Here is a 21,935-nt window from a genome sequence, read left to right on the forward strand (position 1 = left end):
AGTGTAAAATCAAATAATAGATCATCCACTTTCGAATACACAAAGTATACATTCGTATGGATAAAAAGAAATAAACGCTAAAAATATTCGTACATGAGTTCAAATCGAGTCCATATTTTTGATACTACATTAAGAGACGGTGAACAAGTTCCAGGTTGTAAATTAAATACTGCTGAGAAGTTGATGATCGCTACCCAATTAGACATTTTAGGTGTCGATGTCATCGAAGCTGGATTTCCTGTATCGAGTCCAGGAGATTTCCAATCAGTTCAAGAAATTGCCAAACTGGTAAAAAATGCAACTGTTTGCGGACTCACTAGAGCCGTAGAAAATGATATAAAAGTAGCCGCAGAAGCACTAACATACGCGAAAAGACCACGAATTCATACAGGAATCGGAACATCCGAATCGCACATGAAATACAAATTCAAAGCAACTCCTGATCAAATTATAGAACGTGCAGTTGCTGCCGTAAGATATGCAAAATCATTTGTTGAAGATGTAGAATTCTATGCAGAAGATGCAGGAAGAAGCGATAACGAATTCTTGGCAAGAGTTTGTGAAGCTGTTATAAAAGCTGGTGCTACGGTACTAAATATTCCAGATACTACAGGTTATTGTTTGCCAGATGAATATGGCGCAAAAATAAAATACTTAAAAGAAAACGTTTCTGGAATCCACAACGCAATACTTTCATGTCATTGTCATAACGATTTAGGATTAGCTACTGCAAACTCAATTGCAGGTGTTACAAATGGTGCACGCCAAATAGAATGTACCATCAACGGAATTGGCGAACGTGCAGGAAATACTTCGTTGGAAGAAGTAACCATGATTTTAAAACAACATCCGAGTTTAGAATTAAACACAAACATCAACTCAAAAATGTTGACAGAAATCAGTCAATTAGTTTCTGATACGATGGGAATGCCAGTACAACCAAACAAAGCTATTGTTGGTACAAATGCATTTGCGCACAGCTCAGGAATTCACCAAGATGGTGTAATTAAAAATAGAGAAACATACGAAATCATGAACCCAACTGATGTTGGCGCAACTACTTCTTCAATTGTATTAACTGCAAGAAGCGGACGTGCTGCATTAGCCTATAGAGCAAAAAATGTTGGATACGATCTTACCAAAAGAGAACTAGACAAAATATATGCTGACTTTTTACATTTTGCTGACAAGCACAAAGAAGTTACGGATACAGACATTCATCAAATTATAAAAACAAGTACTGTCTCTAAAAGAATGTACGCTTAATCCATACTAATGAAAAAAACATTATTCGACAAAGTTTGGGACACGCATGTAGTAGACAGCATTCCAAATGGTCCACAAATCTTATACATTGACAAGCATTTAATTCATGAAGTAACGAGTCCGCAAGCCTTTAATGAATTAAAAAACAGAAAGATTCCAGTTTTTAGACCAAAACAAATTGTCGCAACTGCGGATCACAATACGCCTACGGTAAATCAACATTTACCTGTAAAAGACGAATTATCACGAAACCAACTACAACAACTACAACAAAACTGTGACGAGCACAACATAGAATTATATGCTCTTGGACATAAATACAACGGAATTGTACATGTAATGGCACCCGAATTAGGAATCACACAACCTGGAATGACGATGGTTTGTGGTGACAGTCATACATCTACACATGGTGCTTTTGGCGCTATTGCTTTCGGAATTGGAACAAGCCAAGTAGCACAAGTATTTGCAAGTCAATCGTTATTATTGAAGAAGCCAAAAAAGATGCGAATTACGGTGAATGGTGATTTACAACAAAACGTACTTCCAAAAGATGTTATTCTCTATATCATTTCAAAACTCGGAACCGATAGTGGAACACAACATTTCATAGAATTTGCAGGCGATGTATTTGAAAACATGTCTATGGAAGGACGAATGACAGTTTGTAACATGAGTATTGAAATGGGCGCACGTGGCGGAATGATTGCTCCAGATGAAACAACATTCAATTATGTAAAAGATAAGAAGTTTGCGCCTAAAGGTGCTGATTTTGATGCAAAAGTTGCGTATTGGAAAACGTTGAAAACGGACGCTTCCGCAGAATTTGACACTGAATATACATTTGATGCTTCCGACATTACACCAATGATTACGTTTGGAACAAATCCAGGCATGGGAATGAAATTAACAGCACACATTCCGGAAGAAAAAGATGCGAACTTAGAGAAATCATTGAATTACATGAATTTCAAAAAAGGCGCTTCATTAGTCGGGCAAAAAGTAAACTATGTCTTTATCGGAAGTTGTACCAACTCACGAATTGAAGATTTTAGAGTTGCCGCAAACTATGTAAAAGGAAAACAAAAAGCACCAAATATTAATGCTTGGCTTGTACCAGGTTCACAATTGGTGGTAAAACAAATAGAAGAAGAAGGTTTAGACACCATATTTGAAGCAGCAGGTTTCAAACTTCGTCAGCCAGGATGTTCGGCATGTTTGGCTATGAACGATGATAAAATTCCTGATGGCGAATACTGTGTTTCTACCTCAAACAGAAACTTTGAAGGAAGACAAGGACAAGGCGCACGCACATTATTGGCAAGTCCATTAGTAGCAGCAGCAACTGCGATTGCTGGTGAAATTGTAGACGTAACCGTTCCTGTATTAGAAGAAGTATAAAAAAATAAGCTATGAGTACATTTAACACATTTACATCTACAGCGTATCCATTACCTGTAGAAAATATAGATACCGATCAAATTATTCCTGCGCGTTTTTTAAAAGCAACAAACCGAGCTGGTTTCGGTGAAAACTTATTCAGAGATTGGCGTTTTCAAAAAGATGGAAATGCCAATCCTGATTTTGTATTGAATCAAAAACAATATACAGGTTCCATATTGGTTGCAGGACACAATTTTGGTTGCGGTTCAAGTAGAGAACACGCAGCTTGGGCATTAAAAGACTTTGGATTTAACGTAATTATTTCCAGCTTTTATGCAGACATTTTCAAAGGAAATGCTTTAAACAATCATGTATTACCAATTCAGGTAACGCCTTCATTTTTAGAAACACTATTACAAACTATACAAAACGATCCAACAACACAATTAGAAGTCAATTTAGAAGCACAAACACTTTCTATTGGAGCAGATAAAACTTCATTTGAAATTGATCCATACAAAAAAATGTGTCTTCTAAAAGGTTATGATGATATTGACTTTTTAGTCAGTAAGCTTGACAAAATTGAAGCGTTTGAACAACAACATATCTATTAATTATGAACTTACACATTGCAGTACTTTCGGGCGATGGAATTGGACCTGAAGTCACAAATCAATCTATAAAAATAATAAAGGCTATAGCCGAAAAGTATCAGCACAATTTCACTTTTGAAGAAGCGTTGGTTGGTGCTATTGCTATTGATGAAACTGGCGAACCATTGCCACAAAAAACATTGGATTTGTGTTTAGACGCTGATGCTGTTCTGTTTGGTGCCATTGGTGATCCAAAATACGATAATGATCCTTCAGCAAAAGTACGTCCTGAACAAGGTTTATTAGCTTTGCGAAAATCATTAGGCTTATACGCAAACATTCGTCCTGTAAAAGCATACGATACACTATTGGACAAATCGCCTTTGAAAGAAGAAATTATCAAAGATACTGATGTAGTGATTTACCGCGAATTGACTGGTGGAATTTACTTCGGAAAGAAAACACTCAGTGAAGACGGCAACAGCGCTTCTGATCTATGCGAATATTCTAAAGAAGAAATAGAACGCGTGGCACATTTGGCTTTCAAAGCTGCGCAACATAGAAACAAAAAACTAACACTTGTTGACAAAGCAAACGTATTGGAAACATCTCGTTTGTGGAGAAAAGTAGTCACAGCTATGGCTCCAAAATATCCAGATGTTGCGTTAGATTTTCTATTTGTAGACAATGCCGCAATGCAAATGGTACTTAACCCAAGTCAATTTGATGTGGTTTTGACCGAAAACATGTTTGGTGATATCATTTCGGATGAAGCAAGTGTTATTGGTGGTTCTATTGGATTATTAGCCTCAGCTTCTATCGGAAATAAATATTCATTATTTGAGCCAATTCACGGTTCATATCCACAAGCAACAGGAAAAGGCATTGCCAACCCAATTGCTTCCATCCTATCGGCAGCTATGTTATTAGATCATTTCGGATTAATAGAAGAAGCCGAAACGGTAAGAGATGCTGTAGAACGCGCGATTGATTTAGAAATTTGCACGCCTGATTTAAACGCAAACGGCGGCTATTCTACAGAAAACGTAGGAACATTTATAGAAGAATTTATCGAGAATGTCGATACATTACAAATAAACTCTGGAAATATCAGAGTTGGACAATCTACCATAATTTAGTGATTTAGCATGCCTATATTCCCTTTCGATTTGCCCGAAAGGGAATATTTTTAATTCTACTAATGTCATTAATATCTTAAAAATTTAGATCAAGAATCTATTTAAAAAATCACAAATCAACACCTTTCCTTTCAATCTGAAAGCACAAAACCTTCTTATCAACAAAATTATTAGAATTGTTCATTGAATCTTACTGTAAGCATCGTTCTAATGAAATGATTTTAATATTTTTACCGCTTATATAATTATCACATGGAAACCGCTCAGAAAAATTACGTATTCGATTTCGATAGTACACTTACTAGTGTAGAAGCATTAGATGTTTTAGCCGAAATTACTTTGGTAAATAATCCGAAGAAAGACGAAATTATTGAAGAAATTATTGAAATCACCAACTTAGGAATTGATGGTGAAATTTCCTTTACAGAATCCTTAGAGCGACGCATCAAATTATTGCATGCGCACAAATCGAACTTGGACGAATTGATTCGTAGATTATCGCAAGAAGTTTCAAAATCTATCGAAAACAACAAAGAGTTTTTTGAAAGCTTTTCTCAAGATATTTATGTGATTTCATGTGGATTTAAAGAATTCATCGATCCGATCGTAAAAAATTATAATATTCCTGCAGATCGTGTGTATGCAAATACATTTGAATATGATGCAGATGGTTATATCGTAGGATTTGATCAAGAAAATATTTTATCACATCACAATGGAAAAATTCAATGTTTAAAAGACATGAATTTAGAAGGAGAAATTCAAGTAATTGGCGACGGTTACAGTGATTATGTAATGCGTGAAGCTGGTGTTGCCGATAAGTTTTTTGCGTTTACCGAAAATGTTTCAAGAGATAAAGCTGTAGATAAAGCGGATCATGTAACGCCAAACTTGGATGAGTTTTTATTTGTAAATGATTTACCAAGAAACATTTCTTATCCAAAAAACAGAATCAAAATACTATTACTCGAAAACATTCACTCTGATGCGTTTGATCGTTTGGCAGATGACGGATTTAGTGTGGAAATATTATCGCATAGTTTATCTGAAGACGATTTAATCGAAAAAATAAAAGATGTACATGTATTAGGAATTCGTTCTAAAACACATGTCACACCAAAAGTTATTAAAGCTGCTAAAAAACTACTCGCCGTCGGAGCTTTTTGTATCGGAACCAAGCAAATTGATTTAGATACGTGTAAAGAACACGGAATTGTAGTATTTAATGCGCCGTATAGCAACACGCGTTCTGTTGTTGAATTGGCAATTGGACAAATCATCATGTTAATGCGAAGTGTATTTCCTAGAAGTACCGAATTGCACAACGGACAATGGAATAAAACGGCAAAAGGTTCGCGTGAAGTTCGTGGAAAGAAGCTTGGAATTGTTGGATATGGAAATATCGGAAAACAATTATCTGTCTTAGCAGAAGCCATGGGAATGAACGTTTATTATTATGATATTGAAGATCGTTTGGCACTTGGAAACGCACAAAGATGCAACTCTTTAAAAGAATTACTTTCCATTTCGGATGTGGTTTCATTACACGTAGATGACAATGCTGCAAACAGAGATTTCTTTGGCAAAACACAGTTTGACCAAATGAAAGATGGCGCTATTTTAATAAACCTATCTAGAGGTTTTGTTGTAAATATTGAAGCACTCAAAGAAGCGATGGAATCTAAAAAGATTTCTGGTGCAGCTGTTGATGTATATCCACAAGAACCAAGAGCCAATGGTGCTTTTGAAACACCGTTGAAAGGCTTGAATAACATGATTTTAACACCGCATGTTGGTGGAAGTACGGAAGAAGCACAACGCGATATTGCTGATTTTGTTCCGAATAAAATTATGGCATATGTAAATTCTGGAAATACCGTTGATGCTGTCAATTTCCCGAATATTCGTTTGCCACGACAAACCAATGCACACCGTTTCTTGCACATTCATAAAAATGTTCCTGGAATTATGGCGAAAGTCAACAAAGTATTGGCGAAGTACGAACTAAACATTACAGGACAATATTTATCAACCGATAACAAAGTAGGATATGTTATTGTTGATGTAGATAAGGAATACAACAAAAAGGTAATGTCGGCGTTGAAGAAGATAGAAAATACAATTAAGTTTAGAGTGTTGTATTAGGAAGAGTCAAGATTCAAGATCGCTTTGCTCATAGAATATAAATTGTCATTCCTGCGCAGGCAGGAATCCATATAATAACAAAATAGATTCCGCAACAAGTGCGGAATGACAAATACTTATAAATAATTTTTCAGGAAGAATAAAGATTCTAGATCGCTTCGCTGATAGCGTATAGATTGTCATTCCTGCGCAGGCAGGAATCCATATAATAACAAAGTGGATTCCACAACAAGTGCGGAATGACAAATACTTATAAATAATCATTTTAGGAAGAGCCAAGGTCGCTTTGCTCATAGAATATAGATTGTCATTCCTGCGCAGGCAGGAATCCATATAATAACAAAATAGATTCCGCAACAAGTGCGGAATGACAAATACTTATAAATATTTTCAGGAAGAATAAAGATTCTAGATCGCTTCGCAGATAGCGTATAGACAGTTATGAGCGTCAGATCGAGTGGTTTTTACATTGAAAAAGAATTTGAAATGAAAAAATTGTATCGAGATCTAATTTTATAACTATTAATATTATCACTTACTTTTACTTCTCGATACAATTCGCTTTGGCGAATCACTCGAAGAGACGATCATAACTCCTAAACAATAACTTTTTGAAACCAGAAAAAGAAGCAGTATACTATTCTCCATTAGAAGAAAAACTAAATATCCTTTCGCATGGCTTGGGTGTAATTTTAGGTATCATTGCGTTGGTATTTTTAATACAACATTCCGTTCAAAATGGTGAAACAATCCATTTGGTAAGTTTTTCGATTTACGGATTGAGCATCATAGTACTATACCTAGCTTCTACTTTATATCACAAAGCAACTAAAGCTACGCTGCGGAATCGATTACGTGTATTTGATCATGCAGCTATATATCTGCTTATCGCAGGAACCTATACACCTTTTGCACTTATTACCTTAGAAGGCACAACTGGCTGGATTATTTTCGGAACCGTTTGGGCATTTGCCGCGGTTGGAATTACACTAAAACTCTTCTTTACAGGCAAGTTTGATAAACTTTCTACGATGATGTATGTTTTTATGGGTTGGATTATTGTTTTTGCAATAAAGCCACTTATGGCAAATTTGTCAAGTGAAGGATTATTTTGGCTCATGGCTGGTGGCATTGCGTATACAGTTGGCGCTATTTTGTATAGTATTCAAAAACTACCTTTTAATCATGCTATCTTTCATGTCTTTGTACTAGCAGGAAGTATTTTTCACTTTATTTCGGTGTATTATTATGTGTTGCCAATTACGTAGTTTATAGTAAAAACCAATAATTTATTTTATCAGAAAGCTTATTGCAGATCTGCGAGAACGCTCCAAACACATTGTATAGTTATACTGAATACCTTATCTTTAATAAGAATACCAGCGTGTATACATAATGCTAAACAACAATTGTGAAAACTGAAAAACACATCTCTGAATACCTTAAAAAAGATAAAATTCAACGTCTTATCTATTTCGTAATTTTACTCTTATGGTTATTTGTCGGTCTCGATTTTGTAAAATACAAATATGACTTCAGCCCTTTTAGAGTGGATATGTTGACTATAATTATTGTGCCTACACTACTACTAGCAGCACCAATAGTACTGAATAGAAAAATAGTATGGATTGGTGCTTTCGGGTTTTCAGTATTCTATTCGATTTGGACAACTTACAAAGTGATTTTTAATTTTCTAGCTGATTTAAATCGTGATTATGCACCAAGTTCTTTTTGGCGCCTCAAAAATATTTGTATATCAATTTCAATAATTCTGATTTTATTTTTTATTAGTTGGATACTATGGAAAATGAAACCTCTGAATAAAACTACTGCACACAACAATTGAACTCATTAAATCGTATAAAATGGAAAGTTTACACCAGAACATCGAGAATCATTATCTCAAAAAAGGACTTTATGAGGATATTATCAAGCGTCTTAAAGAACAAAACATTGCGCTCAATAGTGTAAAGAGAACTGACATTGCAGGTGTTGATGAGTTTCACGTACGTGGAGCAGCAGTCTCTAAAGAGCTCGCCAATAGCATTGAATTAAACGGACTTACTGTTTTGGACGTAGGTTGTGGATTAGGAGGACCTTGTAGAATGCTTGCAGACGAATATAATTGTCAAGTTACAGGAATAGACCTTAGCAATGAATATATCCGAACAGCCAATAAATTATCCGAACTCGTACAGCTAAGTACTAAAACAACTTTTATACAAGGAAACGCAACCGAACTTCCTTTTAAGGATAACACTTTTGACATTGTTTGGACACAGCACGTTCAAATGAATATCCCAGACAAGAAAAAGTTTTATTCAGAAATAAACAGAGTATTAAAAACTGGTGGATATTTTCTCTTTTACGATATCCTAAAAAAAGGAGATGGTGAAGTCAGTTACCCGATGCCTTGGGCTAGCAATGCAAATCTTAGTTTCTTATTTAAAGCTGAAGAGATGGATGGTTTTTTGAAAGAACTTGGCTTTACAAAAGAACAATCAACGAACCAAACCCAAGCTGGAATTGAATTTTTTGATGCGCTCGTTGCTAGATTAAAAGAATTTGGACCTCCAAGAATAGGACTTAATGTCCTCATGGGCGAAACGACAAAACCAAAATTAATGAATCTTCTAGCTCATTTAAAAAATGGTGCATTAGAACTTAAAAGTGGTGTTTATAAAAAATAAAAGTGGTTTACAAAAGCTCATTTTCGCATTGAACTAACATTAAATAAAGCGCCTCGCACAGTTGCGAGACAAAATAAAATGCGTTGGAAAGCTTCCTGCAGCACTGCGAGACGGTTTCAAACGCGTCGGAAAGCTTGCCGCAGGTCTGCGAGAACGTTTCCAACATTCAGAGAAGCTTCCTGCAAAGTTGTAATGGCATTCCCTGAACTCAGGGGAGCTTGTTACAGAACCGCAGGAGCGTCCCCTGAACTCCCGAAAGCTTGCCGCATTGCTGCGAGACCGTTTCGGAAACGTTTTTATTATGAATTCTTCAATAAAACATATAAAAGTGATGGTTATGTTGCGGATTTCGTAAAACACTTCTTTTTACGTCATTGCAAGGAGTTCCGACGAAGCAATCTGTTTTGTAGAATTAACGAATAGTAGCTTGCTTCACTGGTGCTTATGCTGCCCTAATTGATTAAACCCTAGGTAAACCACATTGCACAATTGTACTATTTGTATTATTTTTAGAGGAAATAACAGGAATTTAGACGAAAAGTTCCTGTTATACATACGTTAGCACCAATCAATTAGAAATCAACTAAAAATGAAAGTTACAGCTGAAAAAAATGAAAAGGTTGCCAATATGATATTTGCATCTATTTATCCTCTTTACTGGAATAGATTGGAAAAGCATGGCAGAACAAGAGAAGAGTTCCATCAGGTACTAGAGTGGTTTACTGGTTTTGATGAAGATAAATTACAAACACTTATTGCAGAGAAAGTAACGTTTAGAACGTTTTTTGAAAAAGCAAAAATCCATCTCAATGCACATATGATTAAAGGAGTTGTTTGTGGTTATCGAATTGAAGAGATAGCAGATGAATTTGAAGTGTATAAACAATGTAGACGCATGGAAAAGCTGATTGATGAATTGGCAAAAGGGCGTAAAATGGAGAAGATTTTGCGTAAAGAAAAAAAGTAAAAACCAATGCTAACAAAACCGAAACTGCATTAAAACGGAGTTTAGCCAAACCATTATATATAAGTTAAAGAACGATAACTATTACCAAAGTACTTCTACTGAGCCTTTCAACGAAACTCAAGGTATACTTTGTCGAAGTGTTACGGAAAACCTCATTGTATAGCTGTAATTAATGTCTTACCTTTATTGAAATATTATACAAGTTGTATAATGAACATATGTTTATTATATCTACGTTGGCAGCAATATAAATAAATGAACTCATTCGAAAAATATCAAATAGACTCTAAAGAAGAGAAAGAGCTTTTTAAAAATTCTATAATAATTTTTGATGCTTCTTCCATATTAGACTTCTATTACTATTCGGAACATACTCGTGATGAGATTTTTAATACCGTTTTTAAAAAAATCAAAAATCGCCTTTGGATTCCATTCCAAGTATCGTTTGAATTTATGAAAAATAGAGAAAAGGTTATGACCAAACCTATAGACTCGTATAAAAACTTGTTAACTAAACATTCCGGAAATAAAGACAATGGGCATTTTGATGAAATATTATCAATTGTAAAAAAGTTTCAGAAAAAGGAAGTTTCTTTTGCAAAAGGTCAATTAAAAACTCTAATTCAAAAAACAAAAAAAAGTGACAAACATCCTTATTTTGAAGATAACTATTTTAATGATTTAGAAAAACGTATAGATTTACTTAATAATTATCTAACCTCTACAGATAAAGAACTTAGTAAATTTAGAGAGAAACTTGAAAAAGATATTGAAAAGAAAATCAAAATAATTGAAGGGATTAAATCTAAAGATTCAATAAAAATAAATTTTGATAAATATTTTAAAATTGGTAAAGAACTTGGGTACAACCAATTATTAGAAATAGTTAAAGAGGGTGAATTAAGATATAGAAACCAAATACCACCTGGCTATGAGGATTTTGATGAAAAAGAAGGATTTCAAAAGTATGGAGATTTAATTTTTTGGAAACAAATACTCATATATGCTAAAGAAAAAAATGCATCTATAATACTAGTTACTAATGATAATAAAAGGGATTGGTGGAAATTTGATGGTAAAAAAAACACACAGATTCCAAGATATGAGTTAATAAACGAATTCTCTTCTCAAAGTGCGCAAAAATTCTGGATGTATAACTCAAATGATTTCCTCTATAAGATTAAGGAGATATTAAAATTCAAAATTGATGACTCTACCATTGAGGAAGTAAAAAGTGTTTATAAAGCCAAATCTCATGAATTTGATGATGAAGCAATCGGAATTTGGATTGAAAATAATTTCGACTGGAGAATATTCACAACTTACGATGATGGAGATAAAGAGAAGTCAGAAGGATTAGATTACGTCGTTTTAAATGAAGATAATGAACGAATAGGCTTTTCTATATATAAAGGTAGAGGATCAAGATACACTTCATTGCTCAAACCCTTAAAAGAGGTTTTACTAAAAAAGGATATTTTGATAACTGCCTACAACCTAAATTACCTAACACAAATAATTGTTTGTCAAGATAGAAGCATTGCAGAGAATATTTCAGCTCATATAACTAGAAAGAATCCATCAAAACTTTTTAAGTTAAACCAAAGGGACTTTAATTTGATAATTGGTTATACGAACGAAGAAGGAACAAAATTTTACGATGTTTCGAATTCACAAAAAATATTTGAAACTGAAAATACTACTGCCAACAACGTATAAAATTAATTGCTAGTTATAGCTTACTTACGAAAGTCCTCTCGGATTTTCTATTCGGTTTGTATTTGCTAAATTAGTTGCTTAAACAACGCAACTAATCTTATACAAAACCGTTGTGTGCAATGCTGAGAAATATAAACTAAATGAAAAAAGGAATAGAATTTGAAAAAGAAATTGCAGAACTCTTCTCTCTTTTAGGTTATGAAGTCGAACACAACGTATCAATTAGTGGGCAACAAGTTGATGTCTATTTGCAATTCGAAATCCCAGGAAGCAAAATTAAAAATAAGATAGTAGTAGAATGTAAATATAGGTCTTCAGGTAAAATAGGAAATGAAATTGTAAACGAATTTAGTGGTTTTTGTCACAACATTTTCCAAAAAGGATTAGCAGACTATGGTATTATTGTAACAAATCAAGACTATACTACTTCTGCAAAATTAATTGCTAAAGACTCAAAAATACAATTACTTACATCTGAAGAATTACTCTCAAACGTGGTTAATTTTGATAAGTATTTAAAAAGAGTTGTTTATGAATATGAAAATTATGATGAAATAGTAAAGAACAAAAACTCTTTTCTTATAGACATAATGGAAAGAGCGGACTTAAAAAAATATTATATCGAATCAACCTGTTCAGATGAAATCCAATATGATATATCTATCCCATATATTCCTTATTTTGATGATGATAACTTATCTGATGATGAAGATTTACAATTTGATTACAATGATTTTTTATTAGAAGAATATTTTGCTCTTAATAATAAAGAAAACAGAAAAATAATTGATGAGAAGCCTATAGAAGCTTTCGTTGAAGAATGGTTAAGTAATGATGAACAAAATTATTTAGCCATATTAGGAGATTTTGGGATTGGCAAATCATCATTTGTATTGAATTTGACTTATAAATTGGCTAAAAAATGCCTTGAAAATAAGCTCAACAATCCTATCCCAATATTTATTTCTTTAAGAGATTATCGAAACATAAATAATATTCAAACGCTTATTAAAGATGTTCTAATTAATAAATATGACTTAAATCTAAATAACTTTTCATTATTTAATAAGCTGATTGAAACTAGAAAAATTTTATTGATTTTTGACGGTTTTGATGAAATGGCTTCAACTGGTTCAAAAAGAGAAACTGTAGAGAATCTAAAAGTAATTTGTGGAATCAATTCAAAAAAGACCAATGTGATTTTAACTTGCAGAACTCACTATTTTGAATCTGTACTTCATGAAAAAAAGTTGTTATCTGATGATACGAACAGTAAGTATGGAGCCAAGATTAATTGGAAAAAAGATTTTAAAAAAGTCTATATTAATGAATTTGGAAACGTGCAAATATTATGGTTTTTAAAAAAACATTCTGATAGATATATCGACTTATGGAAAAAAATCGAAACAACATACAACCTTTCGGATTTAGCAAAAAGACCTCTTCTTCTGCAAATGATTGCAGTTACTAAGGATAAAATATTATTATCCGATAAAATAAACATATGTGAACTTTATAAGCTTTATACAGACATTTGGCTAGCTAGGGAGGATTGGAATTCAGTAATAAATGAAGAAGGAAAAAGATTATTTATGGAAGAACTTGCTTTAGAAATAAATAATTCTGAAACCACTACAATAAGCTATAAAAAATTACCTCTTCCAATAAAAGAAAGCTTTACCGAGCAAATAAGTAATAATGATTTCTTAACTGCTCTAGAAAAAGAAATTCGCACTTGCTCTTTTCTTAACAGAGATTCCAATGGGAATTATAAGTTTATTCATAACTCTTTTATGGAATATTTCCTTTCTTGCCTTTTAAAACGAAAAATTGAAAGAGGCGAAAAAATCCCTATTACTACATCTGTTGAAGTAGGAACATTTTTGAGGCATCAAGAAATCCCTGCCGAAAAACTTGCAGATTATCAATACTATTTATTTAATTTATTTGGCTGGGAAAATGTAAGCCATAAGGAAAAAGATATATTAACAGAAACCTTAATAATGGTATTAGAAAATTATGACAAAGTAAATGGAAAAGAATTAGCTAAAGCTATTACATACTTGGGAAGGCGAAATGAAAAACAAACTAAGAGTTTAATTCTAAACGCTCTAGAATACTCTAATTACGAATATGCAAAAGATATGGCAGTAACTTCCTTATTCAAGATGTTTGGAATTAGTATCACTTCTGATGTAAGTGAAATTATAGAAAGAATAGGAAGCCCAAAATACCTTAAAAGACATTACAAAGAAGTTATGCACAGCACACAACACCGTATATAATTTATTGCTGGTTATAACCTACTTACGAAAATTCTCGCAGATTTTCTATCCGGTTTTTATTTGCTAAATTACGTGCTAAACTACGCAACAAACCATATACAAACACGTTGTAGCTAATTTGATGAACGAAACAACATATCACCTTAACCAAGGAATTGAAACGATTTTAGATATTCATTTATATCTTATAATCGGGTTAATAATTTCTACAATATTTTCGTTTTTTATTTTAAAAGGAACGAATAACAGATTAGGGAAATCGATTATTCTAAACTCTTTCTTTTATATATCAATATTAATTTTATATAGATTATCAATTGAAAAAAATCTTCATATAGCTATTTTTAGTGCCGAAAAAAAAGAAGAACCTTGGCTGGTAATATCTCTTATAATCACATTTATAATCATTACATATTTTCAAGTTTTGATATTTAGAAAATGGTTTCAAAAAAAAATAAAAAGTCAATTATTTATCTCAAACTTTATTTTCCTAACAACTATTTTGATTGTTTTCTATCCAAAAAATTATACAAATGATAATATTATTGATTACGACAGAATTTTATTTCTACCAGACAAAAATGAATTTGAATTACTAAATAATACTATTATAAGAATTGACACAGCTTGTACTTCGAAAGATAATTACATTAACGGAAAAGTAAATAATTCTTATAATTTTAGAATACCGATAATTAGTAATAATAATGAAAGAATGAAGTTTGGGTTCCAACTTCTAAATAAATCAAATCAATTTGGAACATCAGAAAATGGGAGTGATTGTAAAGTATTACCATTAAAAAAGTTGAATGACAAAATTATTGTTTTAATTAAACAAAAGAATCCAAATAAAAATATAGGTTGGAAAAAACCAATTATAACTGATACAATAACATATAGAAAAATAAAAGAGGAAAAACGAAAAAATGGTTATTATGGAGATACAGATTGTGATTGTATTGAACATTAAAAAACTAGCTACAACAAAGAACTGAGGTGAAAAACAAGTGAATTTTAATTAATTTTCACTAAAATACTTCTAAAGTTAACATCGTATGGGATTCTGTTTTTATTTACTAAATTAGGTGCTTAAACTACGTAACAAACCATACACAAACACGTTGCACACAATTAAAACAAACCGCATATGAAAAAAACTTTAGCAATATTACTGTTGACGTTATTGCTTCAAAATTGTAAGGAAGTGGAATTCAAAAACGGAGGACAATTTAAAGCGGGAAATAATGATTTGTTCTATGCGCTTTGGATAAGTTTCGAAATGGACTCAATACAATTCTTTGTGGTAGATGAATGGCCAATGGATATCTCTGGAGAAACTCTTGCGGAAAAACAAAATCGTGAAATGTCAGTAAACGGAACTATTGACATTAGAGAGAATGAAATATTAATTACCGAATTGGAAAGCGACTTTCCACCTTCTGAAAGACCAAAACTTAAGAATTTGATAATCAGAAACGGAAAAATTTATGTTGACTGTGAAAATATAACTGAATACGTTTGGGGAAGGACTGATTTAGGTAATTGCGAATCTGAACAAATTGAATTTAGCCGAATGGAAAAATAACTGTGGACAACAATCTGTATAATACCTAAAATATCCTGAAATAAATTTAATATGAACATAAATAATACTCTTATCGAAATTCAAAACTTTGACTTTTTAATAGGGAAATGGAATGTACTTAACAGAAAGCTTAAAGAAAGACTAATAGAATGTAATGAATGGATAGAATTTCCCGCCAAAATGGAAACAAAACCATTTCTTAATGGGTTAGGTTTAATGGACGAAATGAAATCATCTCATTATGGAGACGACTTTATCGGATTTAGCATTAGAATGGTTAATCCAAAAACAAATATTTGGACAATATATTGGGCTGACACTTCAAGTCCTGAAAACTATTTAAAAGAGCAAGTGATTGGAGAGTTTAAAAATGGAATTGGAGAATTTTACGGCAAAGAATTATATCAAGGAAAAGAATACAAATTAAGGTTTACTTGGAAAAAGAAATCTGAAAATACAGCTCTTTGGGAACAAGCATATTTTGATGAAAAAGTAAAAGAGTGGGAAATAAACTGGACAATGGAATTTACCAGAGATAATTAAACCACGCAACAAACCATAGCTGGAACTTTGTAGCAAACTGACTAACTAATTAGTTTACAACAACCTAAAAAATACAACAATACCATAAATTATCCATTTAAGTTAAATCAGTGACTCATTATGAATAAACTTGAAATTAAAAATCACCTCATTCAACAGGAGTTCGCCAAAGTTGACCAAAGTGACCTCAACTATTCTGAATACTTGTGCGGAAATGGACGTGCATGTGATCAAATAATTGATAAAGGAGATGAATCGCAATTAAATGCCATGAACAACATCTCTAGAAAATTGGATAAACATGCCCAAATACAAGAGAAGAATTTAAAGGCTTTAAAAAACATAAACTTCGAACCTAAATCAACAGTTGAGCTTGGAGCAATTATTGAAACAAATAACATTTTTCTAATTGTAGCGACTTCCATATTACCTTTTGAATACGATAACAAGCAATTTGTTGGGGTTTCAATGAATGCACCATTATTTAAATGTTTAGAAGGCAAAATTATTGGAGAAGAATGCATTTACAATGATGTGAAGTTTGTGATAAAGAACATCTTTTAGCAAAAAAAGAATTGATAAAAAAACTGGCTACAACACTGTATTAAATTAATTGCTAGTTATGGCGTACTTACGAAAGTCCGCGAAGACTTTCTATCTGTGATTTATTTGCTAACTTTAGTGTATAAAACACGCAACGAAATCATACACAATCCGTTGTGATTAATTTTAGAAAATGACAATAGAAGAACTAAAATCGAACATTAAATGGTGGGAATCTAAAAGATGGATTTACAACGTTGCTGTCGGGCTTTTTGGAATTTTTGGAATCTATGATGGACTTTCAAGAGGTGAATATTCTTGGACTATAGACGACACAATCGGAATTATAATTTGGGGAATTGGAGCAAATATTTTCTACTCATTAGGAAATTTACTAGAATTGTTTGATTGGTACTATCTGAAAAACAAAATTGGACTAAAAAGGTTTCGAATTATATTTTTTACAATCGGACTTTTATTTAGTTGCTTCTGGACTTTGTGGTGTGGCTGGCTCTACTTTGCTAAACCTCATTTATGGTGAAAAATTATTTTTCTATTCCTTATTTTAATTATAATCAGCTGTAAAAAAGAAAAAAGTCATCCACAGAAATAGCCAGCTTACAACAAAGATGTGTATAGTTATTTGCTAATTGCCTACTTGGAAAATTCCTGCGAAATTTTCTCTAGCACGTTTTTCTTTGCTAAATTAGTTGCTGAAACACGCAACGAAATCATACACGAACACGTTAACTGTCATAGAAAATATGCTATTAGAAAAAGATTGTCGACCTGATGAAAAGTTCCTACCGATATTTGGCTTTGTAAGGTTGAGTGATCTACCAAATTGGGAACAAATAAATTCTTTTGGAAGTGGAGACAAAAACACCGTAGAGATTAAAAGATATTTAAATTGGCAAAAAACAGATAATGAACTTCTGTCCTATAATGGTTATGGATACTGCGATACAGCTCTTCCAAAGAAATATGATTATTTAATAGATTTGAGCTCAGATAAAGGTGGTAATGAAATTGATGCTATAATTACGCAAAATATTTGGAATGGTATTGTACCGATAGGTAGCATAGATCACGGTCACAAAACTTTTGGCGTTATTGATTTTCCAGATGGAATTCCGTCCATTTTGGATAACTTGAAATACTTTAAGGAAACAGATTTCAAACTAAGATTCGCTCTTTGTTCCAAATTGGATAAGGATGTAATAATAAATAAACTAAAAAACGATAGTTAAGAAGATCTATAAGCAATAGCAGCTTTCGACATGCTACTACTCATAGCCGAGACCGTTGTATATAATTTGAAATGACCTGAAATCTTTATGGAGAAATTGATTGGACAAGAGTATCGAAACTTTGACGGAAAAAGAAAATGGGAATTACTTTATGAAGATATGTTGCTCATAATTATTGAGACCAACATAACGTCGAGTAATGATATTAATCTATTAGGTATAGATTCAAATGATTTAAAAGTTAAATGGGCAATTGGTGGATTGCTTAATAGTGAAACGCAATATGATGGAATCGTGAATGTATATATCAAAGATAGTTTTGTACACGCAGGAACTCACAGTGGATTTGACTTAAAATTGAATTATAAAACTGGAAATATTATTAACAAGGTGTTCTTAAAGTAAAAAACTGCCAGTCAACTACATTAGCATAACCAAATACGTTATAGCACATTTGAGAAATGCGTCAAGCAAAAGAAATAATATCGGAAATAGAATCGTACGAAAGTGATGATGGAAATTGGTTGCAATTAGACGAATTAGTAACTGAATTATGGGAAAGCGGAAATCTCGAAATTGGAATTGATGCTCTTTTCAGAATATTTGAAAAAAATCCAACTGACGATGGTGCAGGAGTTTTTTGGACAATTTTACACGGATTGGAAACGCTGGAATATGAACAGAAACTTTATGATTCTTTGATGAAAAAGCCTTCTCTTATGACAATTACAATGTTGAAACGGGTTGAAAATTCGGATTCTGATACTATAGCTGGAAAATCTATATCGGAATTGAAAGTTTTGATAAGGACCAATGCGAAAACCGAATTGGAATTACTGGATGAAATATAAAACCATCCACAAAAAACCACAAGACCAATATTCCAACTTCAAAGAAATTACCTATCTTCCTTTTCATGAAACCCAACAAAACATACCTAAAAGGAAAGTCCGTTTTTATTGTTTCGTTAATCGTTATTGCTATAACGGCACTTACGGTATATTTTACAGGAATCAATTATCATCGAAGTATTACTTCTAATTTCTATATATCGTTAGGAATTATAGCTGCTACACTGTTTCTGTTTTTAACTTACGGATTATACAAAGGAGTTAAATTGATTAATAATTTTCCAAAGTATCGAAACTTTAAAAAAGGTGATATTATTGGAAATACTGCACCAAGTATAGAGATGCCAACGGTTGAGGTTGACGATGGAATTGCGGGTCTTATTTTGTCTGTACTTTTATGGATTGGAATGACTATTTTATTTATCATTCTACTTATAGTGCTCGAAGCCATTTTTTGGTTTTCACTTTTTATCATTTTAGCGATGTTGTATTGGGTGTTTTTTAGAGCCATGCGACTCGTATTCTCGAAAGTTTCGCAAACCAAAGGTGATATCGGAATTGCCGCTATGTATACATTTGGATATACATTTTTGTATATTGGTTGGATCTTTGGAATTGTTTATCTAACGACAGTTTTAAAATAAAAAAACATAATACAACCTCATTAAAAAAACAACACATATGCACGAATGGTTTAGTCTTACAGATTATTTAGGAGAAGGTACTAGCAATCCAACAGACGAACAATTAAAAGCTGCTTTAGCACTTCTATTTGAAGCAAAAGATGACGAACATCCAAACGCTTGGATTACCTGCGGAAGTGAAAAAGGAAAATTATACACCTTAGATGTCTATTCAGGTGGATTTGCTTTATATACCGTATATAACAATGCAGACATGGAAGAAGAACTTGAATATAGAAGAATAGAAAATGTAACCTCAGTTGTTGCTTTTGATCTATGGAAACATCTAATAAACGGTAATCTTTCAGCTATTTAAATTATGAAATTTAACTCTTTACAAGAACTTAAAGCAAAAGTAGCAGCAATAGATGCGCCACTTTATGATACGGATTCAGAAGTTCCGATTGAGAAAGAAAAGATTTATAATGAAATTGCCAAAATCATTAACTTTCAACTCAACAACGTATCATTGATTCCAACGGAATTTCGAAATCTCTTATTATATTTTAATGGAACTAATAGTTATGTTTCTTGTCATTGGTACAATCCTGAAAAGGACGAAGTTTTAGATACTTGTGGTTATGCAGTGGTTACGTTTCTCACCTTTCAAGCAGATGAAGATTTGGACGAAGATATATATCTTTATGGTGTAGTTTTAGAAGCTCTAGCAGAATTCAAGTTGAAATCTATTCATCCTCTAGGCACTTTAAAAATTTATGAAAGTGACGAAGGTGATGAGGTTTTACCAATCGTTTTTTAATTCAATCAAAATATACCAAAAATCATGCAACAACGTGTTACCATCATCGGATTAGGAGTTACAAACTTAGAAGTTTCCAATGCTTTTTATGAAGAAAAGTTTGGCTGGGAAAAGATGAAATCGAGCAATGAAAGTATTTCGTTTTTTCAATTGAATGGATTGTTACTTTCTTTATATCCAAAAGACAAACTTGCCGAAGATGCAACTGTTGATCCTACTGGTTCAGGGTTTAAAGCTTTTACACTTGCCTACAATACACGAAGCAAAGAAGAAGTAGATGAAGTTATTACTACTTTGGCAAACAAAGGTGTAAAAGTTGTAAAACAACCTGAAGAAGTTTTTTGGGGCGGCTATAGTGGTTATATTGCTGATCCGGATGAAAACTTATGGGAAATTGCCTTTAATCCATTCTTAGAATTGGACGAAGCAGGAAATACAATAGAAGAAGTATAAACAAAAAGATATATGGGATTATTTGATTTTTTTAAAAAACCAAAAAAACAAGCACGTTTAGAAGATCTAGAAATTCCGTGCGACGTGGAGTTTCTAATGAATTCTAAGGAACTTATTGAGCACAATGTTGGTGATATTTATTTACCTAGCGGGAAAATTGTTTCAGCCGACCCGTTTATATCTGATCATACGAAACCCTTTGTAAAAACGGTTGAACTAGGCACGTATCCTGTGAATTTGTATTTTAAACAACAAAGTGAAAATCATTACCGAATAGCCTATTCGAAGATAAAATTTAAACAAGAAAAAGCAACACGCTGGATTTTAGCATTAACCGAAGGTGATGAGGTTAAAACAGTACAAGAACTAAAGCCAGGTGAATTTTTAGGGTTTCCAGTAGATGCAGGTTTGGCATTTTTTGCTGACGAAGAAACACATAATGTATACCTAAAAAGATTGACCGAATTATACGCTAGCAGTGAACATTTCAATTATTATGATAATGTGTTATATGAAGAAATGGTAGCCGATTCTTCAAAAAGCAAGTATAGTTCTGATGATGGCGATTGGACAAATCATACTCCAGATAAAAATTTTAAAGGAAATATGATCATTCATTCTTCAGGTTGGGGCGATGGGCATTATCCTGCATATTGGGGATTGAATGCACAAAATGAGATTGTAGAGTTGGCACTAGATTTCTTTGTAACTAATGATGAAGAAGAAGCTATGATGTTAAAAGATAGAGTTCAAAAAGCATTGAAGCAATTACTAACGATGCCTTCAGATAGTTTTGTCATTTTTCAATGCAAGCGTACAGAAAAATTTGTGCAATTTGCACTTACTCAAAACAACGATTTATTGTTTGATTTACCAACACATAGCCTTTCCGATCAAGACAAAAAATTTTTGAAATTAATCGCTACTGCTGAAAACTTTTCTTTTGAACATCAAATTTATAATAAGGTATTAGGAAAGGATACTGAACGCGCAACGGAATTAGTTGCAACAGTTTTTACAAGTGTATATCTGCTGAGTCTGGATGATGATATTGAAGTTAGTTTTAGTTGATAGTATTCT

24 protein-coding genes are annotated in these 21,935 nt (G+C 32.7%); all 24 read left to right on the forward strand.

The features are described from left to right. Positions 1-93 precede the first annotated feature (93 nt). The 24 genes from ACUUYC_RS05410 (at position 94) to ACUUYC_RS05525 (ending at position 21,926) form a co-directional block, all read left to right on the forward strand. Positions 94-1,266: a 2-isopropylmalate synthase gene (locus ACUUYC_RS05410; protein ID WP_474264454.1), complete on the forward strand. Its 1,173-nt coding sequence runs from the start codon at positions 94-96 to the stop codon at positions 1,264-1,266. Between the two features lie 9 nt (positions 1,267-1,275). Next, entirely contained in the window at positions 1,276-2,667 is a 1,392-nt protein-coding gene (gene leuC, locus ACUUYC_RS05415) for a 3-isopropylmalate dehydratase large subunit (protein WP_474264455.1), read from the forward strand. A gap of 11 nt (positions 2,668-2,678) precedes the next feature. Further along, positions 2,679-3,263 (forward strand): 3-isopropylmalate dehydratase small subunit, encoded by a 585-nt coding sequence (gene leuD / locus ACUUYC_RS05420; protein ID WP_474264456.1) that lies wholly within the window; start codon positions 2,679-2,681, stop codon positions 3,261-3,263. Positions 3,264-3,265: 2 nt separating this feature from the next. Continuing rightward, positions 3,266-4,381 carry a 3-isopropylmalate dehydrogenase gene (gene leuB / locus ACUUYC_RS05425; protein ID WP_474264457.1) on the forward strand — a complete coding sequence of 372 codons (1,116 nt, stop codon included), beginning with the start codon at positions 3,266-3,268 and terminating at the stop codon, positions 4,379-4,381. A 252-nt stretch (positions 4,382-4,633) separates the two neighbouring features. Beyond that, on the forward strand, positions 4,634-6,526 hold the full coding sequence (gene serA, locus ACUUYC_RS05430; RefSeq protein ID WP_474264458.1) for a phosphoglycerate dehydrogenase: 1,893 nt from the start codon (positions 4,634-4,636) through the stop codon (positions 6,524-6,526). A gap of 611 nt (positions 6,527-7,137) precedes the next feature. Next, on the forward strand, positions 7,138-7,794 hold the full coding sequence (gene trhA, locus ACUUYC_RS05435; RefSeq protein WP_474264459.1) for a PAQR family membrane homeostasis protein TrhA: 657 nt from the start codon (positions 7,138-7,140) through the stop codon (positions 7,792-7,794). 143 nt (positions 7,795-7,937) lie between these two features. After that, complete coding sequence (locus ACUUYC_RS05440; RefSeq protein WP_474264460.1) at positions 7,938-8,372, forward strand: hypothetical protein; 435 nt, start codon at positions 7,938-7,940, stop codon at positions 8,370-8,372. Positions 8,373-8,391: 19 nt separating this feature from the next. Further along, the gene (locus ACUUYC_RS05445) at positions 8,392-9,216 is read left to right on the forward strand and encodes a class I SAM-dependent methyltransferase (protein ID WP_474264461.1); all 825 of its coding nucleotides are present in this window, start codon (positions 8,392-8,394) and stop codon (positions 9,214-9,216) included. Positions 9,217-9,805: 589 nt separating this feature from the next. Continuing rightward, positions 9,806-10,183 (forward strand): DUF2200 domain-containing protein, encoded by a 378-nt coding sequence (locus tag ACUUYC_RS05450; RefSeq protein ID WP_474264462.1) that lies wholly within the window; start codon positions 9,806-9,808, stop codon positions 10,181-10,183. A 255-nt stretch (positions 10,184-10,438) separates the two neighbouring features. Next, entirely contained in the window at positions 10,439-11,902 is a 1,464-nt protein-coding gene (locus ACUUYC_RS05455; protein ID WP_474264463.1) for a PIN-like domain-containing protein, read from the forward strand. Between the two features lie 140 nt (positions 11,903-12,042). Continuing rightward, the gene (locus ACUUYC_RS05460) at positions 12,043-14,187 is read left to right on the forward strand and encodes a restriction endonuclease (RefSeq protein ID WP_474264464.1); all 2,145 of its coding nucleotides are present in this window, start codon (positions 12,043-12,045) and stop codon (positions 14,185-14,187) included. Positions 14,188-14,308: 121 nt separating this feature from the next. Next, positions 14,309-15,157, forward strand: coding sequence for a hypothetical protein (locus ACUUYC_RS05465; protein ID WP_474264465.1), 849 nt, complete (start codon positions 14,309-14,311; stop codon positions 15,155-15,157). Positions 15,158-15,391: 234 nt separating this feature from the next. Beyond that, positions 15,392-15,772 (forward strand): hypothetical protein, encoded by a 381-nt coding sequence (locus ACUUYC_RS05470; protein ID WP_474264466.1) that lies wholly within the window; start codon positions 15,392-15,394, stop codon positions 15,770-15,772. A 51-nt stretch (positions 15,773-15,823) separates the two neighbouring features. After that, positions 15,824-16,315, forward strand: a complete 492-nt coding sequence (locus ACUUYC_RS05475; RefSeq protein WP_474264467.1) for a hypothetical protein — start codon at positions 15,824-15,826, stop codon at positions 16,313-16,315. 120 nt (positions 16,316-16,435) lie between these two features. Beyond that, on the forward strand, positions 16,436-16,879 hold the full coding sequence (locus tag ACUUYC_RS05480) for a hypothetical protein (protein WP_474264468.1): 444 nt from the start codon (positions 16,436-16,438) through the stop codon (positions 16,877-16,879). Between the two features lie 172 nt (positions 16,880-17,051). Then, positions 17,052-17,399 (forward strand): hypothetical protein, encoded by a 348-nt coding sequence (locus ACUUYC_RS05485; protein ID WP_474264469.1) that lies wholly within the window; start codon positions 17,052-17,054, stop codon positions 17,397-17,399. Positions 17,400-17,622: 223 nt separating this feature from the next. Continuing rightward, entirely contained in the window at positions 17,623-18,108 is a 486-nt protein-coding gene (locus ACUUYC_RS05490; RefSeq protein ID WP_474264470.1) for a hypothetical protein, read from the forward strand. 87 nt (positions 18,109-18,195) lie between these two features. Beyond that, positions 18,196-18,513 carry a hypothetical protein gene (locus ACUUYC_RS05495; RefSeq protein ID WP_474264471.1) on the forward strand — a complete coding sequence of 106 codons (318 nt, stop codon included), beginning with the start codon at positions 18,196-18,198 and terminating at the stop codon, positions 18,511-18,513. Between the two features lie 56 nt (positions 18,514-18,569). Then, positions 18,570-18,959 carry a hypothetical protein gene (locus ACUUYC_RS05500; protein WP_474264472.1) on the forward strand — a complete coding sequence of 130 codons (390 nt, stop codon included), beginning with the start codon at positions 18,570-18,572 and terminating at the stop codon, positions 18,957-18,959. A 65-nt stretch (positions 18,960-19,024) separates the two neighbouring features. Then, complete coding sequence (locus ACUUYC_RS05505) at positions 19,025-19,603, forward strand: hypothetical protein (RefSeq protein ID WP_474264473.1); 579 nt, start codon at positions 19,025-19,027, stop codon at positions 19,601-19,603. Positions 19,604-19,640: 37 nt separating this feature from the next. Then, positions 19,641-19,958, forward strand: a complete 318-nt coding sequence (locus ACUUYC_RS05510) for a hypothetical protein (protein ID WP_474264474.1) — start codon at positions 19,641-19,643, stop codon at positions 19,956-19,958. A gap of 3 nt (positions 19,959-19,961) precedes the next feature. Continuing rightward, a complete protein-coding gene (locus ACUUYC_RS05515; RefSeq protein WP_474264475.1) occupies positions 19,962-20,402 on the forward strand; it encodes a hypothetical protein in 441 nt (146 codons plus the stop codon). A gap of 24 nt (positions 20,403-20,426) precedes the next feature. Further along, complete coding sequence (locus ACUUYC_RS05520) at positions 20,427-20,855, forward strand: VOC family protein (protein WP_474264476.1); 429 nt, start codon at positions 20,427-20,429, stop codon at positions 20,853-20,855. Positions 20,856-20,867: 12 nt separating this feature from the next. Beyond that, positions 20,868-21,926, forward strand: coding sequence for a DUF4241 domain-containing protein (locus ACUUYC_RS05525; protein WP_474264477.1), 1,059 nt, complete (start codon positions 20,868-20,870; stop codon positions 21,924-21,926). Positions 21,927-21,935: the final 9 nt, after the last annotated feature.

It is taken from the genome of Kordia sp. E, from assembly GCF_056033805.1.

Excerpts from the sequence above, each read along its gene's own strand:
- ACUUYC_RS05410 (WP_474264454.1), top strand. The coding sequence starts at position 94 with ATGAGTTCAAATCGAGTCCATATTTTTGATACTACATTAAGAGACGGT.
- leuC (WP_474264455.1), top strand. The coding sequence starts at position 1,276 with ATGAAAAAAACATTATTCGACAAAGTTTGGGACACGCATGTAGTAGAC.
- leuD (WP_474264456.1), top strand. The coding sequence starts at position 2,679 with ATGAGTACATTTAACACATTTACATCTACAGCGTATCCATTACCTGTA.
- leuB (WP_474264457.1), top strand. The coding sequence starts at position 3,266 with ATGAACTTACACATTGCAGTACTTTCGGGCGATGGAATTGGACCTGAA.
- serA (WP_474264458.1), top strand. The coding sequence starts at position 4,634 with ATGGAAACCGCTCAGAAAAATTACGTATTCGATTTCGATAGTACACTT.
- ACUUYC_RS05445 (WP_474264461.1), top strand. The coding sequence starts at position 8,392 with ATGGAAAGTTTACACCAGAACATCGAGAATCATTATCTCAAAAAAGGA.
- ACUUYC_RS05450 (WP_474264462.1), top strand. The coding sequence starts at position 9,806 with ATGAAAGTTACAGCTGAAAAAAATGAAAAGGTTGCCAATATGATATTT.
- ACUUYC_RS05455 (WP_474264463.1), top strand. The coding sequence starts at position 10,439 with ATGAACTCATTCGAAAAATATCAAATAGACTCTAAAGAAGAGAAAGAG.
- ACUUYC_RS05460 (WP_474264464.1), top strand. The coding sequence starts at position 12,043 with ATGAAAAAAGGAATAGAATTTGAAAAAGAAATTGCAGAACTCTTCTCT.
- ACUUYC_RS05465 (WP_474264465.1), top strand. The coding sequence starts at position 14,309 with ATGAACGAAACAACATATCACCTTAACCAAGGAATTGAAACGATTTTA.
- ACUUYC_RS05475 (WP_474264467.1), top strand. The coding sequence starts at position 15,824 with ATGAACATAAATAATACTCTTATCGAAATTCAAAACTTTGACTTTTTA.
- ACUUYC_RS05480 (WP_474264468.1), top strand. The coding sequence starts at position 16,436 with ATGAATAAACTTGAAATTAAAAATCACCTCATTCAACAGGAGTTCGCC.
- ACUUYC_RS05485 (WP_474264469.1), top strand. The coding sequence starts at position 17,052 with ATGACAATAGAAGAACTAAAATCGAACATTAAATGGTGGGAATCTAAA.
- ACUUYC_RS05490 (WP_474264470.1), top strand. The coding sequence starts at position 17,623 with ATGCTATTAGAAAAAGATTGTCGACCTGATGAAAAGTTCCTACCGATA.
- ACUUYC_RS05495 (WP_474264471.1), top strand. The coding sequence starts at position 18,196 with ATGGAGAAATTGATTGGACAAGAGTATCGAAACTTTGACGGAAAAAGA.
- ACUUYC_RS05500 (WP_474264472.1), top strand. The coding sequence starts at position 18,570 with ATGCGTCAAGCAAAAGAAATAATATCGGAAATAGAATCGTACGAAAGT.
- ACUUYC_RS05505 (WP_474264473.1), top strand. The coding sequence starts at position 19,025 with ATGAAACCCAACAAAACATACCTAAAAGGAAAGTCCGTTTTTATTGTT.
- ACUUYC_RS05510 (WP_474264474.1), top strand. The coding sequence starts at position 19,641 with ATGCACGAATGGTTTAGTCTTACAGATTATTTAGGAGAAGGTACTAGC.
- ACUUYC_RS05515 (WP_474264475.1), top strand. The coding sequence starts at position 19,962 with ATGAAATTTAACTCTTTACAAGAACTTAAAGCAAAAGTAGCAGCAATA.
- ACUUYC_RS05520 (WP_474264476.1), top strand. The coding sequence starts at position 20,427 with ATGCAACAACGTGTTACCATCATCGGATTAGGAGTTACAAACTTAGAA.
- ACUUYC_RS05525 (WP_474264477.1), top strand. The coding sequence starts at position 20,868 with ATGGGATTATTTGATTTTTTTAAAAAACCAAAAAAACAAGCACGTTTA.